Annotated in this window: 12 protein-coding genes; 9 read left to right on the forward strand and 3 right to left on the reverse strand. The window is 56.5% G+C overall.

What is annotated here, in order from left to right; all coding sequences use genetic code 11:
• The first annotated feature begins 60 nt into the window (after window positions 1–60).
• From serS to N655_RS16885, 3 genes are all read left to right on the forward strand, one after another.
• The gene (serS, locus tag N655_RS0102285; protein ID WP_026441696.1) at window positions 61–1377 is read left to right on the forward strand and encodes a serine--tRNA ligase; all 1317 of its coding nucleotides are present in this window, start codon (window positions 61–63) and stop codon (window positions 1375–1377) included.
• A 130-nt stretch (window positions 1378–1507) separates the two neighbouring features.
• Window positions 1508–1861, forward strand: coding sequence for a hypothetical protein (locus N655_RS0102290; protein ID WP_026441697.1), 354 nt, complete (start codon window positions 1508–1510; stop codon window positions 1859–1861).
• A gap of 25 nt (window positions 1862–1886) precedes the next feature.
• Window positions 1887–2603, forward strand: a complete 717-nt coding sequence (locus tag N655_RS16885; protein ID WP_081823529.1) for a LolA family protein — start codon at window positions 1887–1889, stop codon at window positions 2601–2603.
• 34 nt (window positions 2604–2637) lie between these two features.
• On the opposite strand, the gene N655_RS0102300 is transcribed toward N655_RS16885, so the two are convergent.
• The gene (locus tag N655_RS0102300) at window positions 2638–6132 is read right to left on the reverse strand and encodes a trifunctional glycoside hydrolase family 18/polysaccharide deacetylase/glycosyltransferase family 2 protein (protein WP_026441698.1); all 3495 of its coding nucleotides are present in this window, start codon (window positions 6130–6132) and stop codon (window positions 2638–2640) included.
• Between the two features lie 102 nt (window positions 6133–6234).
• On the opposite strand from N655_RS0102300, the gene N655_RS16890 reads away from it, so the two are divergent.
• Window positions 6235–7560, forward strand: a complete 1326-nt coding sequence (locus N655_RS16890; protein ID WP_238324436.1) for an ArnT family glycosyltransferase — start codon at window positions 6235–6237, stop codon at window positions 7558–7560.
• A gap of 45 nt (window positions 7561–7605) precedes the next feature.
• Window positions 7606–8262, forward strand: a complete 657-nt coding sequence (locus N655_RS0102310) for an O-methyltransferase (protein WP_026441699.1) — start codon at window positions 7606–7608, stop codon at window positions 8260–8262.
• 12 nt (window positions 8263–8274) lie between these two features.
• Here N655_RS0102310 and priA read toward each other — a convergent pair whose 3' ends face one another.
• Complete coding sequence (gene priA, locus N655_RS0102315; RefSeq protein ID WP_026441700.1) at window positions 8275–10734, reverse strand: replication restart helicase PriA; 2460 nt, start codon at window positions 10732–10734, stop codon at window positions 8275–8277.
• Between the two features lie 83 nt (window positions 10735–10817).
• Between priA and N655_RS0102320 the strand changes: the two genes are divergently transcribed.
• From N655_RS0102320 to N655_RS16895, 3 genes are all read left to right on the forward strand, one after another.
• Window positions 10818–11555 (forward strand): SDR family oxidoreductase, encoded by a 738-nt coding sequence (locus tag N655_RS0102320; RefSeq protein ID WP_026441701.1) that lies wholly within the window; start codon window positions 10818–10820, stop codon window positions 11553–11555.
• A gap of 58 nt (window positions 11556–11613) precedes the next feature.
• Entirely contained in the window at window positions 11614–12294 is a 681-nt protein-coding gene (locus N655_RS0102325; protein WP_026441702.1) for an HAD family hydrolase, read from the forward strand.
• 92 nt (window positions 12295–12386) lie between these two features.
• A complete protein-coding gene (locus N655_RS16895; RefSeq protein WP_081823530.1) occupies window positions 12387–15032 on the forward strand; it encodes a TonB-dependent receptor in 2646 nt (881 codons plus the stop codon).
• Here the strand turns inward: N655_RS16895 and N655_RS16900 are convergent.
• Window positions 14987–15901, reverse strand: a complete 915-nt coding sequence (locus N655_RS16900; RefSeq protein ID WP_044933832.1) for a LysR family transcriptional regulator — start codon at window positions 15899–15901, stop codon at window positions 14987–14989. The genes N655_RS16895 and N655_RS16900 overlap by 46 nt on opposite strands.
• A gap of 71 nt (window positions 15902–15972) precedes the next feature.
• Here N655_RS16900 and uvrB point away from each other — a divergent pair, with 71 nt between their 5' ends.
• Window positions 15973–17961, forward strand: a complete 1989-nt coding sequence (uvrB, locus tag N655_RS0102340) for an excinuclease ABC subunit UvrB (protein ID WP_026441703.1) — start codon at window positions 15973–15975, stop codon at window positions 17959–17961.
• Window positions 17962–18097: the final 136 nt, after the last annotated feature.

Raw genomic sequence — 18097 nt, forward strand, 5'->3', positions numbered from 1 at the left:
GCACTTCTGGCAGTCTGCATGATTTCTTCTCTGCCTGTCGGCTTTAGTAATCTAGAGCTTATGCTCGATCTTGCATTCGTAAGGGCCAACCTGCCGTTGGTCGAAGAAAAACTGCGCGCACGCGGACAGGACCCTGCCGCCCTGCTCGGCGACTTTCATCTTGTGGACACTTTGCGCCGCGAGCGCATTACTGAAGTGGAGCAGTTGAAGTCCCGCCGCAACAAGCTCAGCGAGCAAGTGGGAAAGCTGAAGAAGGCAGGCCAGGACGCCGCAGCGCTCATGGAAGAGACGCGCGCACTTAAGCAGAACATCGATGCTCTTGAGTCCTCTGCCGCGCAGGCAGAAGAACAGCTGCGCACCATCTTGCAGCGTATTCCCAACCTGCCGCACCAATCTGTGCCGCTAGGCAAGTCCGAGCAGGACAATGCTGAAATCAAACGCTGGGGACAGTTACCGGAATTTGACTTCCAGCCCCGGCCGCACTGGGAAATTGGAGAATCCCTCGGCATCCTCGACCTGGAGCGCGCGGCAAAAATCTCCGGTGCGCGCTTTGCTGTCTACTGGGGTGATGGAGCGAAACTTGAGCGTGCCCTCATTCAGTTCATGCTCGACCTGCACACCCGCGAACACGGATACACGGAAGTCCTTCCGCCGTTTATGGTCAACAGCAAATCGCTTTTCGGCACTGGACAATTGCCTAAGTTCGCGGAAGACCTCTTCCGCTGCGTCGATGAGCAGGGTTACCGGGAGGGAGACTACCGCGACAACGACCATTGGCTCATTCCTACCGCCGAGGTTCCAGTCACCAACCTTTATCGCGATGAAGTCATCGACGAAACCCAGCTCCCCCTCTCACTGACGGCCTACACCCCATGTTTTCGCTCGGAGGCTGGCTCATATGGCAAGGATGTGCGCGGGATCATCCGCCAACACCAGTTCCAGAAGGTGGAGCTGGTCAAGTTCACGCGGCCCCAAGAAAGCTACGACGAACTGGAGAAGCTGACGGCAAATGCCGAGGCGGTCCTTGAAGGACTTGGCCTTCCCTATCGTCGCGTCCTGCTCTGCACCGCAGACATGGGCTTCAGCTCAGCCAAGACCTACGATCTTGAAGTCTGGCTGCCCGGGCAGGGAGTGTACCGGGAAATCTCCTCCTGCTCAAATTTCGAAGACTTCCAGGCACGTAGAGCAAACATTCGCTATCGCCCGCAGGGAAAAGCCAAAACTGAGTTCGTTCACACCCTGAACGGCAGCGGACTCGCCGTGGGGCGCACGTGGCTGGCAATCCTTGAAAACTACCAGCAGCGTGACGGCTCTGTGCGCGTTCCGAATGCTCTGGTCCCTTATATGGGAGGACAGACAGTCATCGCTCCGAGATAAAAATGTCCGTGGTCAGCCTGCCCGCGAAGTGGAAGGAGAGGCATTTCGCTTTCATGGCCAGACCAAATAACGCAAGCAGTAAGGCTTTCGCGAAAATGCGCGGTAGCACAGTAAAATAAGGGTTGCAGTTATGGGCCGTATTCTGAAGAGCTATTTTTTTTGGACGTATGAGCGCGGCAGCTTCCATTATGACGTAATGGTGACGCTGATCCTCGCCTTCATCTTCATCACCCCCCATTTATGGAACTATGGTGACCATCCAGTGCCGGGAAATTTTGCTCCAACTGAGGTACTGGTCCGCGCCGATGGACGGGGTGGCTTTACCTATGTGGTCCCCGCCGACCAGGTGCAGGACGGCATGGTTCAGGCCAGGCTCGAAACCGCCATCGAACGCATCTCCGGCCCCATGATCGTGGACCATTACGATGTGTTGAAAGACGCCAGTGGCAAAATTACCGCTTACAAAGTCTGGGCGCACCGTTGATCGCCGCAACTGCATCTAAAACTTTGTGTTTCTTTCTTTGACCATGCATCGATGGAAGATTGTCCTGCTCTCCGCGATTTTGACCACCCTCAGTCTTACTCCTGCCTCTGGGCGTGCCCAGGACGACCTAAACAAAGTCCTTGGCCAGATGGACGCCGCTTCCCAAAAATTTCAGAGCGCGCAGGCTGATTTTCAATGGGACCAGTACACCGCCGTCGTCCAGAGCCATGAGACGCAGACCGGGACCATCGCCTTCAGGCGCTCCGGCAAGAATGTTGAGATGGTTGCCCACGTGAAGACTGACAACGGCCAGCCCGCGCCCAAGGATGTTCTCTACAGAAACGGGCAGCTCACCTTCTACCAACCGCAGATTAAACAGCAAACGATCTTTTCCGCAGGTGCAAACCGCCAGCAGTATGAAGGTTTTCTGACTTTGGGCTTCGGCGGTAGTGGTAAGGACCTTGCCGCAAATTGGAACATCAAATACGAAGGCACCGATACCATCCAGGGCGTACAGACCGCAAAGCTCGATCTGACGCCGAAACAACCCAGCCAGAACCAGATGTTCTCCCACATCACCATCTGGATTGATCCCTCGCGTTCCGTCTCCTTGAAGCAGCAGTTTTTCCAGGAAAGCGGCGACTCCCGCACTGCACTTTACACAAATATTCAGATGAACAATGTCCCATCCAGCGCCTTCTCGCTGAAAGTCCCCTCTGGCACCCAGACCATTCGCAAATAGAAGTGGGGCAAAAAATCAGGGCGGAGGGGGACCATCACCCTCCTGCTGCAATCTTCTCCGTGTGCTGGGACATCCTGGCCGTCCGTTCAATCTTGTCCCAGTTAAAGGGGCGCCCATCGATGGCGCGTTTTAATGTCTTGAAGAGCACAAGAGAAAAGATCTGCCGATACGAGAACCGCTGGATCCAGATATGGAACAGCAGCCAGCCATCTCCCTTATTGGCCGGATGACGGCGTTCCAGAGCAAAGGCCAGCGCTGAAGTAGCGAAATCTATGACCAGGAATGCGAGGAAGTAGACCAGCAGCTTCTCAAAACTGGCCGCGCTGGCAGCTTCCGGATGAAAGTGCTTGTTCCACCAGTACTGCAGTGCTCCTGCAGCAAACATAATGTCGATAAAGGGCGACACCAGCGGCAGCAGAATTTGGAAGACCACAATATTCGGCAAGGCAAACAGACCCATCGCCGGGTTTGTGCGGAAGGCATGCTTGTGCTTGAAAACGGCCTGCAGTATTCCAAAAGACCAGCGGAAGCGCTGCCGCATCAGTCCATTGACCGTCGTTGGCGCCTCAGTAAATGCGAGCGCGCGGTCCTCGTAAATGACCTTAAAATTCTGCTCCAGCAGGTTCATTGTCAGGTCAGCATCTTCGGCCACAGTATTAATGGGATATCCGCCCGCCTTTTGCACTGCTGCCGTGCGCCATGCTCCGATGGCCCCCGGTACGACTGTGACCACATTGAACAGGTCCAAGGCCCTGCGCTCAAAGTTCTGGCTGGTGATATATTCAAGGGCCTGCCAGCGCGTAAGCAGATTGACTTTATTGCCCACCTTGGCGTTTCCGGCAATGGCACCCACCCGCTCGTCGGCAAAATGGACGATGAGTTTTTCAATCGCATCAGATGCAATCACGGTGTCCGCGTCAATGCCGACATAGAAATCCTCTTCCATATGTTGAAGGCCAAAATTCAGGGCCTCGGCCTTACCGGCATTTGGCTTGGTAAGGACCAGGAGTTTGCCAGAGGCAATTTCCTGAGGGTAAGCATCGCGCACCACATCAAAGGTCCGGTCCGTTGAGCCATCGTCAATGACTACAACATGCAGGTTTTTGTAAGTCGAGTTCAGTACCGACCGTACTGTGCGGACAATCACCTTCTCCTCGTTGTACGCAGGAATCAATACCGCAACCCGCGGTGCAAAGTCGGCTGGTCCATGGATCTTGCGGCGGCGTAGGCGGTCTATCAGTGCAAAGACACCAATCAGCACCAGACGTGCACTCATCAGCACATCGCCTACAAAAAACACAAAGACAACAAAGTGGCTGAAGAACCCATAGATCAGGAAGGCCACAGCATCGATGCGGGCCTGCCAGCGCAGCTGGGGAGCAATCGGTGGCATCACTTCGGCCGTGGTCTTGCCCATGAGTTCTGAAACAGGAACAAACTCATACCCTTTTGCCCGCAGCGTAGTGATCAGCAGGGGCAGCGACGCCACCGTCACCGACCGGTCGCCTCCTCCGTCATGCATCAGGATGACGCTACCGCGGAACCAGGGCCTTGTCTTCATCTCATCGAGCTGCTGCAGCACCGTGTCCACGATCTCCTGCGGCGTCTTCCGTGGATGCTCGTTCCAGTCATCGGTGTCAATCTTGTTGCCCAGAATGATGTAGCCCATCTGCTGGATGCGGTCTACCGGAGCCGCCTGATCATTCGTGTCCGGCTCCTGATCAATCGAATAGGGAGGCCGAAAGTAAAGCGGCTGCACACCCAGCTCAGCGGCAAACAGGCGTTCTGTCAAATTCAGCTCCAGATCGAGCTGTCGCGGCGAAATTTCGCTGATGTCCGGATGGGTAAAGGTGTGGTTGCCGACTTCGTGTCCTTCGCGCACATATCGCTTCAACAGTCCGGTGTGATCGGCCGCCTCCTCGCCAATGACGAGAAAGGTCCCTTTCACGTGATACTGCTTCAGGACATCTAATACCTTCGGTGTCCACTTCGGATCCGGGCCATCATCGAAGGAAAGCGCTACTTTTTTCGGCTGATAGCCGTAGTAATGCAGCGTGTAGGACCGCGGCAGCTCCGTCATCTCCTCGTCGGTAATGGTGAAGTTGTCCGCGTCCATGCTGATCGTGCGCGAACCGCGCTGGGGACGCGAGACGACCCGCAGAATGTCGCCTTCTCCCTCCGTGTTCACATCATTGCCTGGAGGAACGTCCTTCAGGAGCTGGGGCGCGTCTTTTGAGCTGGGATGGTCCCAGATGGACCACAGAGAGCCGTCTTCCTTGCCCAGCGCCCAAAGCGCAAAGGTCTTCAGCCCCATGCTGCGCGCTGCACGTAGCTCATTCAGCGCCGTCACCCCGTCCAAAAACCAAACCTGGTGGCGTATATGTTCGTCCTCATCGTCATAAACAAAGTGCGGGTTCAGCTCGTCGCCCTCCAGATGTACATCCGCCTCTGACTCGGCTGCTCGCTGCCAGACCTCCTGCACGGTAAGGTCTTCCGCATCCAGGACCTTGTCGGTGGCCTTTTTCCCCTTCTCAGGCAGAGGGACCGACCAGTCGTAGCCATAGTTTCCGATTGCGCAAATGATCTTTTCTTTGGGAACAGTCTTCAGCACGCGGTTCAGATTGCCTTCAAACCAGCTCTCAGCGGCAATCGGTCCGGGTCCGCTGGTCGTCTCATGCTGGTCATAGTTCATCAGAATGATGCCGTCGCTGTTCCTGGCAAGGGACTTCAGCAAGAAGTCTGGAGCACTGACCTCCACATTGACGTAGATCCGCAGGTTCTTGGCCCGAAAGTCGTTGTCCAGTTCCCCAATCCATTCGGCGTAGAGATTACGGTCTTTCTCCGGGACCTCCTCAAAATCCAGGCAGATGCCGCGGTAATTCGGATTTGCAGCCAGGAATCGATCAAGCTGAAGGTGCAAATTCTCCCGCGCCGCAGGATCTTCCAGCATCCTGCCGATGGCTTCGCCATTCCATGTACCGGCAAGCATGTCGTAGTTGTTCAGCATCGGAAAGATTTCCGTGTCTTCCCGGGCTGCCGCAATCACGCGCGCTACCTTGTTCTCCTCATCCACGTTGTGGACGCCGGCAGCATCCACCACATCGTACAAACGCACCGGAAACAGGGACGTTGCCCCCTGGAGCCTACCGTCTGGCCGGGTCACGTGCAGCCAGTCCGGAAACAGCATGTCAATCTGGTGGATGTGGGCCTTCAGTGAGGAATAGCTGGGTTCATCATTGACGTAAAAGGCCGCGCGCAGTCCTTCATCTGTATTCAGTGGGATTTCTGAAGGACGGCGATGGGTCCGCCGCCGGGAAGGCCGCTGTGCCGTCTTCCGTAATTCCGGCGGCCGCAGCGCCCTGTAATTACGCTTCTGCGTGGGCAGCAGCAGTTCCGGCAGAGACTGGTGCTTCCAGACGCTGAAAATAAAGACGGCCAGGACCACCGTCAGGACAACCGCCGAGACGTCCAGCACACGCCTAAGCCGTTTCCAGCGCTTTCGCTGCGGGTCATAAAAGATTTGTTTCATTCAAATTCTTATTGTAGTGAGCTTTTCTTCGTTTGAAGCGATTTCTACCCTGTATGATTCACTTGCATGTTCGTTGCGCTTCCTCGCAGGTGGTGGATTTCTTTGTTCGCTCTCGGCGCCGGAGCGGCACTCCGTTTCTGGTTCATCCATGCTTATCCTGAGACGCAGGGCGATCCGCTGGTGTATGGCGATATTGCCAAAAACTGGATGCTGCATGGTATCTATGGCCTCTCCAGCGCCGCGGGCATTCATCCCACCCTGATTCGCCTGCCCGGCTATCCTCTCTTTTTAATGCTCTGTTTTCGCCTGTTTGGCATGGAGCACTATAACGCAGTCATGTACACCCAAGTGGCCTTTGACCTGGCAAGCTGCCTGCTGGTTGCCGGTTTCGCCAGGAAAATCGCCTCTCTCCGGGCTGGATGGGCCGCGCTTTGGCTGGCTGCCCTTTGTCCCTTCACGGCAAACTACACGGCCACACCGCTCACAGAAACACTTGAGCTTTTCTGTATCTCGCTGGCTTTGTATAGCTTTGCTACCCTGCTCGAAAATCCGCAATGGCGCTGGGTCTTCGTGCTGGCATTTGCCTTCAGCTATGCTGCGCTGCTTCGGCCGGATGGGGCCTTACTGGCTGTCGCCCTCTGTCCGGCAATCCTTTTTTACGGGGCCCGGCTCTGGGGAACGTCGCTCATGCTGCGGATGGCCCTCACCTGCGGACTTCTTTCCATCGTTCCATTCGTGCCGTGGACCCTCCGCAACTGGCATACCTTTCACGTTTTTCAGCCCCTGGCGCCGCGTTACGCCACCGACCCAGGGGAACCGACATTTCCTGGATTTAACCGCTGGACCCGCACCGTCTGTGTCGATCTGGCCTGTACATGGGAGATTTACTGGAACGGCAACACCGATCTACTTCATCTGGAAGATCTGCCAAAACGCGCCTTCGACTCTCCTGCACAGCATTCCGAAACCAAACAGCTTTTCGATGACTACAACCAGTCCGCAACCATCACGCCGGAAATTGATGCCCGCTTCGCCAGGCTGGCCAAAGAGCGTATCCACGACGACCCTGTACGTTATTACTTCGCATTGCCGGTGGCCAGGCTTCTGGACATGTGGCTGCGTCCGCGCACTGAGCTGCTGTGGATTGAATTGCGCTGGTGGGAATACTCCCGGCATCCTGCAGAAACAGAGTTTGCCGCCGCTTACGCTGCCCTCAACCTCGCCTATCTGGTCGCGGCCTGCATCGGCTTGTACCGCTGGCCGCGATTTTCCGGGGCCATTCTGGCCTTTGTTCTGTTGCGCTGCGCCTTGCTGGCCACCCTTGAAGCGCCTGAGCCCCGCTATACACTGGAATGTTTCCCGATGCTCTTTGCACTCGCAGGAGTGGCCTTTGAGCGCAGAAGCATGTATCTGAGGCTGCCGGTCTGAGGCAAAAAAAACGCAACCTTCCCCCTGGACGAATGAGAAAGCATCATGTCAAAGAAAAAATGGACCGCCGTAGACAACTATCTCCACTCCACCCTTGTGCCGTCCGACCCGGCGCTGGACGCAGCGCTGGAGACCATGCAACGCGCCGGACTCCCACAGATTCAGGTCACTGCAAGCCAAGGAAAGCTGCTGCATCTGCTGGCAAGACTCCAGGGTGCTAAAAAGGTCCTTGAAATCGGCACGCTGGGCGGCTACAGCACCATCTGGCTGGCCCGCGCCCTGCGCCCTGGGGGCAAACTGATTACGATTGAGGCCGACCCTAAACACGCCCGTGTGGCCACCGAAAACATTGCTCGGGCAGGGCTTTCCGCAAAGGTTGAGGTCCGCCAGGGAAAGGCGCTGGCCATTCTGCCAGAGCTTACCGGTCCCTTCGATTTGATCTTTATCGACGCGGACAAACGCAACAATCCGCGCTATTTCGAATGGGCCTTAAAGCTTTCGCGCAAGGGCAGTCTGATCTTTGTAGACAATGTCATCCGCGAAGGAGAAATTCTTGATACAAATAGCACCGACCCGGATCTTCGCGGTACGCGAAAGCTGTTTCAGAAAATGGCCACCGACCCACGCGTCATCGCTACGGCACAGCAGACAGTCGGCAGCAAAGGACATGACGGCTTCGCCATGGCGCTGGTGATTGCGTAAAGACCTTGTGTCCTACATCAGATTGACAGCATCCACGTCCACAATCAGGTTTCTGCGTGGAATTCCCTGCGTCTCTGCATAGGCCAGCATCGCCCGCAGGGCCCGTGCCAGGACCTGGCGGTTTTCTGACTTCATCATGAGATGAAAACGATAAATGCGCTTGATTCTGGGAATCGGCGCCGTCGCTGGACCAAGGACGCGCACTCCCGTCAATGGCGTCTGCTGCACCCAGCGGCCTATAGCAGCGGCCCACGCCGCTGCTTGCTCCAGGTGTGGACTTTGAATCAGCACATTGGCCAGGCCATGAAATGGCGGGTAGTGCATCCACTTCCGGTATTTCATTTCCTTTGCAACAAAAGCATGAAAGTCGTGGCTCCTGGAGCATGCAATCGCATAGTGGTCCGGGTAGTACGTCTGGACAATCACCTTGCCCGGAAGCTCCCCGCGGCCCGCGCGGCCTGAGACCTGCGTCATCAGCTGGAAGACGCGCTCGGCTGCGCGAAAATCCGGCAAACTGAGCGCATGGTCACAGCCGACCACCCCGACCAGTGTCACGCCGTGAATATCATGGCCTTTGGCGATCATCTGTGTGCCAACCAGAAGATTGATTTCTCCCGAGTGTAGGCGAAGCAGCAGTTGTTCAAGGTCATAGCGTCCGCGCACCGTGTCGCGGTCCATACGCCCGATGCGTGCCCCCGGAAAAATCTCCTGCAGGCGCTCTTCGCCCTGCTGTGAACCGGCACCCAGAAAATACAGGTGTTCGCTTTCGCACTCGGGGCACACCCGGGGCACGGTCCTTTTGTAACCGCAATAGTGACATTCCAGGCGCTGCCCCGCGTGGGCGCGAGCATCTCCTGCAATGGATTTGTGATAGGTCAGGGAGATCGCACAGTTTTCGCACTGCAGCTTGTGCCCGCAGGCCCGGCACATCACCACAAAGGAGTATCCCCGCCGGTTCAGCAGGATCATCGCCTGCTCGCCGCGCTCCAGTGTGGCCTTGGTCCCTTCAATCAGCGCGCGTGAAAACAGGTGCTCCTGGCCCGTTTCCTGAAATTCGCGCCTCATATCTACCAGCTCCACTACAGGCAGCGGCCGCTGGTTCACCCGCTCCCGCATTTCGATCTTGGCGTAGCGTCCGCGTTCGGCATTGTGCCACGACTCCAGAGACGGCGTGGCCGAACCCAGCACGATCGTCGCAGAAGACAACTTCGCCCGCATCACTGCCACATCACGCGCATGATAACGCGGCGTCTCCTCCTGCTTATAACTGGCGTCGTGTTCCTCGTCTACAATCACCAGGCCCAGGTCCGGCACCGGAGCAAAAACCGCCGATCGCGTCCCCACCACAACCCTGGCTTCGCCGCGCCGGATACGGTGCCACTGCTCAGCCCTTTCCTGCGGCGTTAATGCTGAGTGCAGCAACGCAACCTGCTGGCCAAACGCATGGTGCAATTGCGCGGCCATCGCTGGGGTCAGGCCAATTTCCGGGACCAGCAGGATGGCCGACTTGCCCGCTTCCAGCGAATAACGCAACGCCGCAAGATAGACGGCTGTTTTGCCCGACCCGGTCACCCCATGCAGCAGGTGCGGGCGGAACTCTCCGGAAGAAACTGCTGCGGTAATCGCGTTGAGGGCCTCCCTCTGCTGCGGATTCAGTTCATGAACAGACGGCCTTGCGCCCAATCCGGTCAGATGAAACTCGGCCGGACGCTCCTCAAGCCGGACCAGCCCACGCCGGACTAAAGTCGTCAGCGTGGACTGCGGCACGTCCAGTCTTCGCAGCTCAGCTACAGGAAGTTCTCCCCCTGCGCCAGCCAGCTCCGCCAGGACGGCCTGCTGGTTTTCATTCAGCCTCGGCAACCGCTCCTCGCTGGCCAGTACGGCATATCGCACCGTCCTCCGTGCATCCCGTGCGGCCGCTTCCGTCTCGCGGAGGACCCATCTTTTGCGCACCATTCCCCGCAGCAGCTCCATACTGGCCCCGGTAGCGGAGCGTAACTGGGAAAGGCGCGCGGTCTCTCCATTTTCGAGGTAATTCAAAACCGCATATTCTGCCCTCTGGTCTTCTGCCGAAAGCTTTGATCTGCGCGATGACCCTTTCTCTGCCCCTTCATGGAGCACCTGCCGTCCAAGCTCCGTAATCCGAAACAGCGTGATGTGCCTCACCTCAGCCATTAACGGCAGCATCCCGCGCAACACTTCCCCAAGCGGAGCAAGATAGTACTGCGCAATCCACCGGGCCAGGTCCAGAAGCGGGCCTGCAATCACAGGCTCCCGGTCCAGCACAGACAGCAGCGGCTTTGCCTCTACCAGAGGAGGGTCCTCATGGACCCGTACCACCACGCCTGCCATCTTTTCATTACGGAAGGGAACAAGTACACGGCAGCCGGCCTGCGGGAGATCATCCTGCACCTGGTATGTGAAGACGCGGTCCAGCGGAACAGGCAGCGCTACATCGCAAAACATCGGCATGGGTTTTATTCTTTCAAAAATGCTGCAAGGCTGAATCTCTGTTTCCGGCTCCATCATCGAATCAGTTGAAATCGGGAGGTTCCATGTCTATTCAGAAAGTTGCATTCATTACTGGCGCAAACCGTGGCATTGGTCTTGAGACGGCGCGCCAACTCGGAAAGATCCAGGGCATTCACGTAATCATCGGCTCCCGTGACCTGGCCAAAGGGCAGGCGGCGGCCGAAGCCTTGCGCGCCGAAGGGGCTGATGTTGAAGCCGTGCGCTTTGATATTACCCGCCCGGAAGACTACCGGGAGATCTTTGAATTTTTAGATAAGAAATTTGGCAAGCTGGACATTCTTATCAATAATGCTGGCATTGCAAAGGAAGACTTCTTTAAAAGCACCGTATCCACCGTGTCTCCTGCGGTCCTGCGTGAAACCTTTGAAACAAACTTCTTTGGCGCAGTTGAACTGACGCAGACGCTTCTTCCCCTGATAAAAAAAGCTCCGGAAGGACGGATTGTCAATCTTTCGAGCATCCTCGGATCGCTCACGCTGCATGCGGATCCAAAATCCCCCATTGCAGGCTCAAAGGCCTTTGCCTATAACGCCTCCAAGGCGGCGTTGAACGCCTTCACCATTCATCTGGCCCATGAGCTGCGCCGTACAAAAATCAAGGTCAATTCCGCGCACCCAGGCTGGGTAAAGACGGAGATGGGTACCGAGGCGGCCCCCATGGAGATTCCTGATGGCGCTCGGACCAGCGTTGCTCTTGCCACTCTGCCTGCTGATGGTCCTACAGGGGCCTATATCCACCTCGGGGAAACCTTGCCCTGGTGACCACGCTTCCGGGCCGCCTTTCTGGAGGCGGCCATTTCACTTCCCATACACTGGATGCATGCAATCCATTCCTGCAGATCAAGTACGCATGGTCGTCTTTGACCTGGACGGAACGCTTATCGACTCGCGTAAGGACCTGGCAAATTCCATCAATGCCATGCTGGCCGAATTTGGGCGCCAACCATTGCCGGAAGAGATCATCGCTGAATATATCGGCGACGGCGCAGGGATGCTGGTGCGGCGGGCGCTGGGCGATCCCGATGATGAAGCGCTGGTGGAAAGCGCGCTGGCTTCTTTCCTGCACCACTACCGTGTGCACAAACTGGATTTCACCTATGTGTACCACGGGGTCTTTGAAGCGCTCGAAGCGCTGAAGCATGGCAGAAAGCTGGCCGTGCTTACCAACAAGCCTGTCCGGCCGGCCCAGGAAATCTGCGCAGCGCTCGGCCTGGGTCCTTATTTTTTCCGTATCTACGGTGGAAACAGCTTCTCCACAAAAAAACCTGACCCGGAAGGGTTGAACTTTCTCATTCATGAAGCCGGCGTCCTACCCGAAGAAACCGTCATGGTGGGCGACTCAGACGTGGACATCCTCACTGCACGACGGGCAGGCACCTGGGCCATCGGTTGCCGTTACGGCCTTTCTTCGCATAAAGTGGAATCCATACCATCAGATTGTCTTGTTGATTCACCGCTAGAATGGATTTCTGTTCTGGACATGGCCAGGCAGAAAAAATAAAACGTTACAAAAAGACCTTCTTGCTGCGCTTTCAGGAAAGGCCGTGACCACATTGCAGCCCTTTGCTCTTTGCATGAAAGGAGAACCTTGCCTTGCTACGCACTGTTTTGCTGACATTGCTTCTTGCCTGCCCTTTGAGCCATGCGTCGGCTACCGAGCCTCCCGCTGCTGCTGCAAGCGTAGCGGTCGCTGCCATCACTGGCACTGTTACAGACACCACGGGGGCCATTGTTCCGGGGGCCCAGGTCCAGTTACATGACGCAACAGGAGCATCGGTGGCCTCTGCCACCACAGACAGTACCGGCCACTTCCGTCTCCAGCCTCCCCATGCTGGAGATTTCACTCTGATCATTGCCCTTCCCGGTTTCCAGACGGCAACGCAAACCGTCCATGCCGGACCAACCCCTTCCGCACCTTTGAATGTTCCTCTGGCAGTCGCCGCTACCGTCACGCAGGTTGAAGTCAACGGAAATACCAACGTGGATCTCACTGCTTCCGATGACAACGGCGACACCTCCGTCATGACGGCCGACGACCTGAAGCAAATGCCTGTCTTTGACAACGACTATGTTTCAGCGATGAGCAATTTCCTCGATTCCGGAGAGGGAATGACGGCCGGCGCGGGCCTGATGGTAGATGGTGTGGAAGCCAACCGCGCCCTCGTCTCCCCATCCGCCGTGCAGGAGGTGCACATCAATGAGGACCCCTACTCGGCCCGCTACTACTGGCCCGGACGTGGACAGATTGAGATCATCACCAAACAGTCCGCAGATGCATATCATGGCGAGCTGAACTTTCTCTTCCGCGATGCCTCCATGAATGCGCAGAACCGCTTTGCGCCCAACAAACCTCCGGAGCAACGACGCATCTACGAAGGCAGCGTCACCGGGCCACTTTGGCATGCGAAAAAATGGACCTTTCTCGGCTCCTTCAACCGTGCCGAAGAAGACCTGAACGCGATTGTGAATGCAAATGTCGCTCCCACACCGGAAAATCCCGCAGGCATCTATAACGTCACCGTGCCCGCACCCACACGGGATACTGAGTTCTCCCTGCGCATCGGTCACCAGATCAACGATCAGCATTCAGCTTCCCTGATGTATTCGTTTCAAGACGCCACCAATCGCAATCAGGGAGTTGGCAACCAGACGCTACCCGAAGCCGGATATAACACGGAAACAAGGGAAGATGACCTGGTCTTTCACGATGACTACATTGTCTCCCCGTCCATCCTGAACCAGGCCTCTGTTGTACTCGAACGCAGCTACGATCCCATTTCCAACGTTACCAACCAGCCGCGCATCAACGTAAAAGGCTATTTCACAGGGGGAAGCGCGCAGGATGCTCAGGTGCGTACCGAATACAACCTTCGCGCCAATGAGATTGTTTCCTGGGTCAAAGGACCGCACAACCTCAAGTTCGGTATTAACCTGCCGCATCTGAGCCGACGCGTTCTCGAAGATCATACCAACTCGGCTGGGACCTATACCTACGGCCCCACTTACAGCGCAGATGGCACTCTGCTTGCCACCGCCATTCAGAACTATCAGTCTGGCGTGCCCTCTGGCTTCTCAATACAGCAGGGCCGGACCCGGTTTGTGTATCACCAGCAGGAGGTAGGCGCATTCATTCAGGACCAGCTGAAGGTCACCCCCTTCTTTTCTCTGACGCCGGGCCTTCGCTATGACTGGCAGAACTTCCTCGGCGGGGACACGAACAACTTTTCACCGCGCCTGTCCTTTGCGCTCGTCCTGGACCAGAAGAGCGAAATGGTGCTGCGCGGAGGTGGGGGCATTTATTACGACCGCATTGGTTCTGGGCCACTGGCTGACCTGGCCCGTTACGAACATGCCGATCTGCGCCTGCTTCAGGTCTCTTCAAACCAGCAGCCCCTCTGCAGTCCCATTACTGACTGCGCAGACCTGTCTGCCCTTCCTCCCTCGCTGGTGGAGTTGGCGCCGGGCATCAAAACACCTTATCAGATAAACTACGGGATTTCTCTGGACCGCAAGGTTGGGGAGAAAGGGACCATTTCCATCGGCGGTCGCATGAATCGCGGCGTAGACCTCTTTCGTTCCGTAGATGTCAATGCCCCTCTGCCTCCCGATTACAGCCAGCGTCCTGATGCCAGCATTTCACAGCTTCGTCAGATCCAGTCTGCAGGAACACAGAACGGAAGCGCACTGGACATCAACTATCGCGGACGCCTGAACAAATACTTCACAGGATTCGCGTGGTACACCTGGAGCCACTATGGCAACAACACCAGCGGCATCTCGTGGTTTCCAGAAAATCAATTTGATCCCAATGCAGAGTGGGGTCCGGCCGACTGGGACGAGCGTCATCACTTCGGCTTCTATGGGATGTTCAATTCCGATCACCTGCTGAATCTGGGAGTAGGAATTTTTGCAAATACAGGCAAGCCCTGGACCATTACTACCGGGACCGACGCTTATGGAACAAACCTCTTCAATGCCCGTCCGGATGATGTTCCGCGCAACTCCGAGACCGGGCCGGACTACGCTGACCTTGATCTGCGCTGGGGCTATGACTTCAAGCTGCATCCCAGAGAGATGGACAAAAGCCCCACGCTGGGTCTGTCTGCGTCCGCCTTCAACGTTCTGAACCATCCCAACGGCTCCTATGTGGACACCGTGGAGGGCAGCGAAGACTTTGGCGACGTAACCAGTGCTTATCCGCCGCGCAGAATGCAGCTCGCCATGCGCTTTGTGTTCTGATCACTTTGCAGCAGGTGCTCCAGGGACGCTCCCTGCACACGGTTCAGGGAGCGTCCCCGCAGGACCACCGCAGCGATGGTCCGCTGGGCCTTCTGGTCCGCAATGCGGACAAAGACCCGGTCCTCGGCCGCATCTACGGCCATTGCTGGAACAATGGACACACCCACTCCGGCCGAAACCATCCCCAGCAGGCTGCTGAATTGACCGCTTTCAAACACAACATGTGGATTGATGCGTGCCCGCTGGCAGGCCGCTAGCGCTACACCGTGGAAGCAATGGCTGTCTCGCAACAGCACAAAAGGCTCTGTGCGCAGATCACGAAGGGAAACCTGAGATTGACACGCCAGAGGATGGTCCCGGGGCAGCACAGCGAAGAGCGGCTCGCGAAGCAGCGGCGTGATGACAAATTCCCGATGGCGCAAAGGCAGGGCCAGAATGGCCATGTCCAGGGAAAGGTCGCGCACCCTCTCTACCAGGACCGGCGTTGTCTCTTCGACAATCTTTAGCGTTGCCTCAGGGTACTTGTGGGTGAAAGCGGCTACCCGCGCAGGCATAAAATATGGCGCAACTGTGGGAATGACGCCGACGGTAATGCTTCCCTTCGTGTTCTTCCTTGCATCATCCACCTCAAAACGCGCTGCTTCCACTTCCTGCAGAATGGCGCGTGCACGGGCAAGAAAGGCCCGGCCCGCATCCGTAAGCCTCACCCGGCGGCCTAGCCGGTCAAAAAGCCGCGTCCCCAGCTCTTCTTCCAGCTTCGAGACCTGCTGCGATAGAGACGGCTGGGCCACATGGCAGTGTTCCGCTGCGCGGCTAAAGCTGCCCATCTCAGCGATGGCACATACATAGCGCAGTTGGTGCAATTCCATAGGTGTTTCCTATAGATTAACCTGCCTGCCTGGTCTGCCTGCGTCCTTTACCATAGAAGTCTGAGGCGTAAATGGATTTTCAGCTAGTCAGCGACTATAAGCCGCGCGGCGACCAGGGGCGCGCCATTGGTGAGCTTGTTTCCGGTATCCATGCCGGCGAAAAACACCAGGTGCTGCTTGGGGTCACAGGGTCGGGCAAGACATTTACGATGGCGAAAGTCATCGAAGAACTGAACCGCCCGGTGCTGGTGCTGGCGCACAACAAGACACTGGCCGCACAGCTCTATCACGAGTTTCGGCAGTTCTTTCCCAACAACGCCGTTGAGTACTTTGTCTCTTACTACGACTACTACCAGCCGGAAGCCTATATTCCCTCCGGTGACCTCTATATCGAAAAGGAGGCCACGATCAATGAAGAACTGGACAAGCTGCGGCTTTCGGCCACACGTTCGCTTTTTGAGCGCCGCGATGTGGTCATCGTCTCTTCTGTCTCCTGCATTTACGGCCTGGGCGATCCGGATGCGTATTACGGCATGCTTCTGTTGCTGAAAAAAGGCCAGCGCGTACGCCGGGAAGACATTACACGCAAACTGGTTGAAATTCTTTATGAACGCAATGACACTGACTTCCGCCGGGGAACTTTTCGCGTACGCGGTGATGTGATTGAAGTCTTTCCCACCTACGATGAAAATGCTTATCGCATCGAGCTGTTTGGCGATGAGGTTGATTCGCTCTCGCAGATTGATCCGCTCTTCGGCACCGTAAAGCAGAAGTATGCGAGATTGCCAATCTATCCGAAAAGCCATTACGTAGTGCAGCCGCAGAAACGGCAGGCAGCAATCGACTCGATTCTGGAAGAGCTGGCGTGGTGGGAAAAAGAACTCGAATCTCAGGGACGCCTGGTGGAGGCCCAGCGCGTGCATCAGCGTACCCGGTTCGATCTGGAGATGATCAAGTCTGTTGGCTATTGCCACGGAATCGAAAACTATTCGCGCCACTTTTCCGGCCGGCTTCCGGGCGAACCCCCGCCAACGCTGCTGGATTATTTTCCGCGCGATTTCCTGATCTTCATTGACGAATCGCACGCCACCATTCCGCAATTGCATGGCATGTGGCATGGCGACCGCTCGCGCAAACAGAACCTTGTGGACTATGGCTTCCGCCTGCCTTCTGCAATGGACAACCGTCCTTTGCGTTTTGAGGAGTTTGAAGCACGCACCAATCAGCTGGTCTATGTGTCTGCGACCCCGGGACCCTACGAGCTGACCAAGGCTTCAGGCGTGGTCATTGAACAGATCATCCGGCCCACCGGACTCATCGATCCTGAAGTAGAGGTGCGGCCGGTACGAGGGCAGATTGATGATCTGCTGGCCGAGATCCGTGAACGGACAAAGAAAAACGAACGTGTTCTGGTAACGACCCTGACCAAACGCATGGCCGAAGACCTGGCGGGATATTACACTGAGGTCGGGGTGCGCTGCCGCTATATGCACTCGGAGATTGAGACCCTTGAGCGCGTGCGGCTGCTGCGTGACCTGCGCAAGGGCGAATACGATGTGTTGATCGGCATTAATCTGCTGCGCGAAGGCTTAGACCTGCCGGAGGTTTCTCTGGTTGCAATTCTGGACGCAGACAAGGAAGGCTTTCTTCGCTCCACCGGATCGCTGATCCAGACCATCGGTCGGGCCGCACGCCATGTTCATGGCAAGGCGATTCTCTATGCAGACAGAATTACAGATTCGATGCGTCAGGCGATGGATGAGACTTCGCGACGCCGCGAAATCCAGCGCGCCTATAACGAGGAGCAGGGTATTACCCCGACTTCAGTCGTGCGCGCAGCCGATATGGCCCTGGCACAGATTCTTAAGGCCGAATACGCTGACCTTACGGAAGAAACCGATGCGATGCCAGAATTTCAGTCCCAGGCAGAACTGGATGCTTATATTCTGAAGCTTGAAAATGAGATGCGCGAGGCCGCAAAGGTCTTTGAATTTGAAAAGGCTGCAAAACTTCGGGACACCATAAAAGAGCTGCGGACCAAGGAATTCCTGTTTGTTTAATCGATGGATTCCTGGTGTCCAAGCATTGTGAAAGGGCAACGGAATCACCGATTTGCGTGGCGTTTCCCGGGAATTTGACACGGGAGATTTTTCCCTTGGCCCGGTTCTTGGCTGGATTTTGTATTTTGTTTCTATG

The organism is Pseudacidobacterium ailaaui (assembly GCF_000688455.1).
In the GTDB taxonomy this organism is placed as follows: Bacteria; Acidobacteriota; Terriglobia; order Terriglobales; family Acidobacteriaceae; genus Pseudacidobacterium; species Pseudacidobacterium ailaaui.